The organism is Mesorhizobium yinganensis, from assembly GCF_040081985.1.
In the GTDB taxonomy this organism is placed as follows: domain Bacteria; phylum Pseudomonadota; class Alphaproteobacteria; order Rhizobiales; family Rhizobiaceae; genus Kumtagia; species Kumtagia yinganensis.
Window position 1 is genome coordinate 1 of the sequence record NZ_JBEBMH010000077.1, and the last position, 4,002, is coordinate 4,002.

The 4,002-nt window shown below is 59.1% G+C and carries 8 protein-coding genes; 4 read left to right on the plus strand and 4 right to left on the minus strand.

Features of this window, described 5'->3' with window-relative positions; genetic code table 11:
• The 3 genes from ABMA59_RS36930 to ABMA59_RS36940 all read right to left on the minus strand — a co-directional run.
• Positions 1-131, minus strand: a 131-nt coding sequence (locus ABMA59_RS36930; protein ID WP_349010177.1) for a transposase, incomplete at its 3' end; no start/stop codon positions are given.
• A 168-nt stretch (positions 132-299) separates the two neighbouring features.
• Entirely contained in the window at positions 300-431 is a 132-nt protein-coding gene (locus tag ABMA59_RS36935) for a hypothetical protein (RefSeq protein ID WP_349010299.1), read from the minus strand.
• Positions 432-450: 19 nt separating this feature from the next.
• A complete protein-coding gene (locus ABMA59_RS36940; RefSeq protein ID WP_349010305.1) occupies positions 451-912 on the minus strand; it encodes a DUF3102 domain-containing protein in 462 nt (153 codons plus the stop codon).
• A gap of 98 nt (positions 913-1,010) precedes the next feature.
• On the opposite strand from ABMA59_RS36940, the gene ABMA59_RS36945 reads away from it, so the two are divergent.
• Together ABMA59_RS36945 and ABMA59_RS36950 are read left to right on the plus strand one after the other, a co-directional pair.
• On the plus strand, positions 1,011-2,012 hold the full coding sequence (locus ABMA59_RS36945) for a calcium-binding protein (protein ID WP_349010300.1): 1,002 nt from the start codon (positions 1,011-1,013) through the stop codon (positions 2,010-2,012).
• A 162-nt stretch (positions 2,013-2,174) separates the two neighbouring features.
• Positions 2,175-2,381 carry a hypothetical protein gene (locus ABMA59_RS36950; protein ID WP_349010301.1) on the plus strand — a complete coding sequence of 69 codons (207 nt, stop codon included), beginning with the start codon at positions 2,175-2,177 and terminating at the stop codon, positions 2,379-2,381.
• Between the two features lie 353 nt (positions 2,382-2,734).
• Here the strand turns inward: ABMA59_RS36950 and ABMA59_RS36955 are convergent, their stop codons facing one another.
• Positions 2,735-3,046 (minus strand): hypothetical protein, encoded by a 312-nt coding sequence (locus tag ABMA59_RS36955; RefSeq protein ID WP_349010302.1) that lies wholly within the window; start codon positions 3,044-3,046, stop codon positions 2,735-2,737.
• Positions 3,047-3,103: 57 nt separating this feature from the next.
• On the opposite strand from ABMA59_RS36955, the gene ABMA59_RS36960 reads away from it, so the two are divergent.
• Together ABMA59_RS36960 and ABMA59_RS36965 are read left to right on the plus strand one after the other, a co-directional pair.
• Positions 3,104-3,274, plus strand: coding sequence for a hypothetical protein (locus ABMA59_RS36960; RefSeq protein WP_349010303.1), 171 nt, complete (start codon positions 3,104-3,106; stop codon positions 3,272-3,274).
• A gap of 123 nt (positions 3,275-3,397) precedes the next feature.
• Complete coding sequence (locus tag ABMA59_RS36965) at positions 3,398-3,592, plus strand: hypothetical protein (RefSeq protein WP_349010304.1); 195 nt, start codon at positions 3,398-3,400, stop codon at positions 3,590-3,592.
• Positions 3,593-4,002: the final 410 nt, after the last annotated feature.

A 4,002-nucleotide genomic window follows, 5' to 3' on the forward strand; every position in this document is an offset into this window, starting at 1 on the left:
TTCGCCTTGAACTTGTAGAAGGTCGCAGCCGAGATGCCGTGCTTGCGGCAGACATCCGCCGTCTTCGCACCGGCCTCCTGCTCCTTCAGCATCCCGATGATCTGTTCTTCCGTGAACCTCGAAGGTCGCATCATCCGTCTCCATGATCGACGGACTCTACCCAAATCTGGAGGAAGTTCAGGGTCTCAGGTCACGTCCCCAGAGCGAGCCGGTGATCCGGTGCGCTAGTTCCACCGAGTCGGCATGAGACTCTCTGAGCAGTTGCGCGGCCTTCTCGACAGCCGCGCCGAGGCGCTCGGTCAGCAGTTCGGCGAGACCCACGCGGGCATGTTCTTGTGCGACATCATCCTTGCCCCTTGCGAGAGTTCGAATTCGCGGCGTTCGCGGCGCTGTTTCTCCTTGGCTGCACGTTCCCGCTTCTCTTTCTGCATTCAAGCTGCTTCCACGCGTTCATGCGCCTCGCCGATCGGCTACCGCTTCTGTTTTGCGAACGCCTTGACCGCGGTCCTTTTGTTTCGCATTCTCAACCAACGCCAGAATACCGTCAGTCGTTGGGCGATCGGCCTCGATCTTCTGAATGACTGAGCTGCGCACCGGCTCGACCATTCGCGCCAGTTCGTAAACCGACGAGACGGTCAAATCGGAAACTGTTTCCGATTTGATGCCGACAAAAGCAGATGCGGCGTTCATGTAGTTGTTGGCGGTGCGCTCGGTCCAGTCGAACTCGGAGCGAACCCATGCGAGGAACTGGCCATGTTCCAGCGCAGTCTTGATCTCATTGAGCTTTTCGCCGATCTCCAGAATATCACGCGTCGCACGCTTCTTCTTTGATCGCCTGATAGGAAGCGACAGTGATGAATAACAAGGTGGAACTAGCGCGCTTCTGACCGCGTTGGCGCAAGGTTGGCTTATCCAACCTTCTCTACGTGCGGAGCCTACAGCGTCCGTTCACCTCTGCTCACCCAGCCGCCCTAAACGACGGGCGCTTCGGAAGATAGGAAATCGCATACATGGCACTAATAAAAGGCACGAACAGCAGCGAGACCATCCCCGGCACCTCTGCCAGCGATGACATCTACGGCTACGGCGGCAACGACAAGGTCTACGGCTATGAGGGCGACGACTTCATTTCGGGCGGGGCCGGCAACGACACGCTGTATGGCGGCTCGGGCGACGATGACATTTATGGCGACAGCGGCATTAACACGCTCTATGGCGGCTCCGGCAATGACTGGTTCCACACCAGCGCCCGCTCGACCGGGCTGAGCGACGACTACATCGCCGACTTCGAATTGGGCTACGACAGGATCGACCTGCGCACCTGGGGCGTGTCCGACTTCACCCAAGTCCAGGCACTGCTGGGCAGTACCGCAGATGGCGGCTCGATTCTCAACGCTTACACGGGCGGCGTCAGCCACGTGATTGAAATCGCGGACGTCACCCGCACCGAATTCATCAGTAGCGACTTCGTGGTCGATACCTCCACGGCCGCGCGCAATCTGAGCGGCTCGAATTCGGTCGACGTGCTGTTCGGCGGGCGCAGTCACGACATCATCGACGGCAATGGCGGCAGCGACAGGTTGCTGGGCGGGCTCGGCGACGACGATATCTATGGTGAAAGTGGCAACGACCAAATCTGGGGCGGCGTCGGCAGCGACCTGATGTCGGGCGGCTCGGGCGACGATGTTTTCCGTTTCGTCAGCGTCGCGGAGATGACCAGCGCCTCGGGCCGCGACGTAATCACCGATTTTCAGGTCAATGACGGTTCTGGCTATGACGATTTGATCGATTTCTCCAAGGCAGACGCGGACGCCACTTTCTCCGGCAACCAGGCATTTGTGTTCATCGGCAGAGACACATTCATCTCGAACAGCCCTGGCGAACTACGCTATGCCTATAATGCGGCGGGCGATACGGTGGTGGCCGGCAACATCGACAACGACGCCTCCGTGGAGTTCCAAATCGTTCTCACGGGGCATTATGTGCTCGCTGCGAGCGATTTCATCGTCTGACATTTGCGGGCAAGGGCGGCGCCCGCTCTATCCTTCGGAAGCAACGAACGACTTAGCGGACGGTCGTGACGATCAGCCCGGCTGCCGCGAGATGGCCGGGCCAATTTACGAAACTGAAATCATATTTCGGTATAATTAGAGTTGACGTAGCGAGATGACCCGATGTGGCTTCAGCTCACCAAAAGGGATGGCCAGCCCATTCTTGTGAACATGGCGTGGATTGCCGAGGCGCTTCCCGGCGGTGGCGGTTCGGTGCTGGTGTTCGACAGGGTGCTTGGTGATAATAAAAGACTTGCTGTCGAAGAACCGGTCGGCGAATTAGCCGAAGCACTCGGCGCTGCGCGCACGGGGAAGCATCGACGGCTCTAACGGCAAGTTGCACGTCGTCCGATCGATATGGCTACGGACGCTTGAAAGAGTCCATCACGCTTTCGCCTCACAATGAGGGAGGAAAGCGTCATGGCTTTCTCACAATACACTGGGCATGCTCACACCGATCGATTTGGCGATGGTCCAAAAGGTATTCGACCGGCTCTGTGACGAGCGCCGTCTGGCTCAAAGGGACCGAGACCAGAGGGAGGAACTTGCCGCAGAGGTCATCCGCGTCTTCCAGAAAGGCGCGACGCGGGAAGCCGATCTGTGGCGGGCGCTTTCGAAGCGGCGAAAGCACGAGATGGTGTCACGCCTTGATCGCCGGCCGCGACGTGGCTGGGCGCCAGGGCTCAGGCCGCAGCGCGCCAGTCGTCGGCGGCTGTCGCCCGCCAGCGGTCGAGCGCCGCGTCGGGACTGCGATCCACCACGACAATCTCGCGGTCGGCGAAATCACCAGATACTGCCCATAGACCGGCGCCGAGGCGAGAAACCTTCACCTGCATTGGCTGTCCGGCCACATTCACTTCCGCCCGCTGCATAGCCATGCCCGTCTGGTTCGCTGCGAAATTGACGGTGTGCACATACTGACAGACCGTGCGAGTTGCAACATGCAATGTTGTAACCATTACAATCGAGATGGCCGCAACGACTCGCGCATTCATTTGCGAACCTTTCGGTGAAAAGCATGTTCGGCCCCTTGAGGGGGAATGGAACCCCGAATGCCCCTAGACAACGAAGACGCGCAGCGCACTCAAGCGCGTGCAGCCGCCGTGCGGCTGGCAAAGGAAACCGGCATAACTGGAGTGCAGGCAACCGATCTTGTCGCGTTGCTCGGCATGAACTGGTCGTCGCTGATTCGTGAAGCGCGGTTGCAAAAACCTTTCCGCTAAGCTCTATATCATTGTACATAGCCAGACGCTTGAAGTTCGCATACGTTGATTTGTCGCCCGGACCGGCAAGGCAAGCGGGCGCTTGGAAGAGGATAGCGCTTTCGCCCACTCAGGATGAAAGCGATGGACTGCAAAGACTTCAGCGGCGGAATTTCTGCGCTAGACTTCGATATCGTTCGAACCACCTATTGGGCTCTGGTTGGCAACACCACGATTGATGACGCATTGGCGCGTCGTCACGCCCGAGAATTGATAGCCGCCCTCACTGAGCACACCGACATAGATGACGACCTGCTCTCGCGGATAATCCGGCGGTGACCGAGAATGAAGAGGTCGCCGTTCGCGTCGAGCACGTAGACGGCCATTCGGCGGTGCAGGGTATCCCTCCGGTGAATGCCGCCTTGTAGGCTGAGGGGGAACGTCGGAAGTCCTAGGGCTAATCCTAGGAGTAGCCCTATGACGCCGCGGCGAGTTGAGGTGATCACGTCGTTAGAGAGACGCCGGCGCTGGTCGCACGTGGAGAAGGATAGTCTGTAAGCGCCCGGTCATGACCGCCTTCCGTAGTGGTGTTCGGATCGGCTAACGATCGGGCTCGGGATGCTGAAGATGGTGTCCATGAGTGGGGCTTAATGGACACGATCCCGTTGGACGGAATGATTGGCGGGGATCTTCGGGGCGAGACAGCGCCCGCACGCCGGCGCAAGTCCTATACCCTCGAAGAGAAGCAG

Bases quoted from the DNA above. Each gene is read 5' to 3' on its own strand.
- ABMA59_RS36935 (WP_349010299.1), bottom strand. From the start codon at position 431: ATGCAGAAAGAGAAGCGGGAACGTGCAGCCAAGGAGAAACAGCGCCGC.
- ABMA59_RS36960 (WP_349010303.1), top strand. From the start codon at position 3,104: ATGCCCCTAGACAACGAAGACGCGCAGCGCACTCAAGCGCGTGCAGCC.
- ABMA59_RS36955 (WP_349010302.1), bottom strand. From the start codon at position 3,046: ATGAATGCGCGAGTCGTTGCGGCCATCTCGATTGTAATGGTTACAACA.
- ABMA59_RS36950 (WP_349010301.1), top strand. From the start codon at position 2,175: ATGTGGCTTCAGCTCACCAAAAGGGATGGCCAGCCCATTCTTGTGAAC.
- ABMA59_RS36965 (WP_349010304.1), top strand. From the start codon at position 3,398: ATGGACTGCAAAGACTTCAGCGGCGGAATTTCTGCGCTAGACTTCGAT.
- ABMA59_RS36945 (WP_349010300.1), top strand. From the start codon at position 1,011: ATGGCACTAATAAAAGGCACGAACAGCAGCGAGACCATCCCCGGCACC.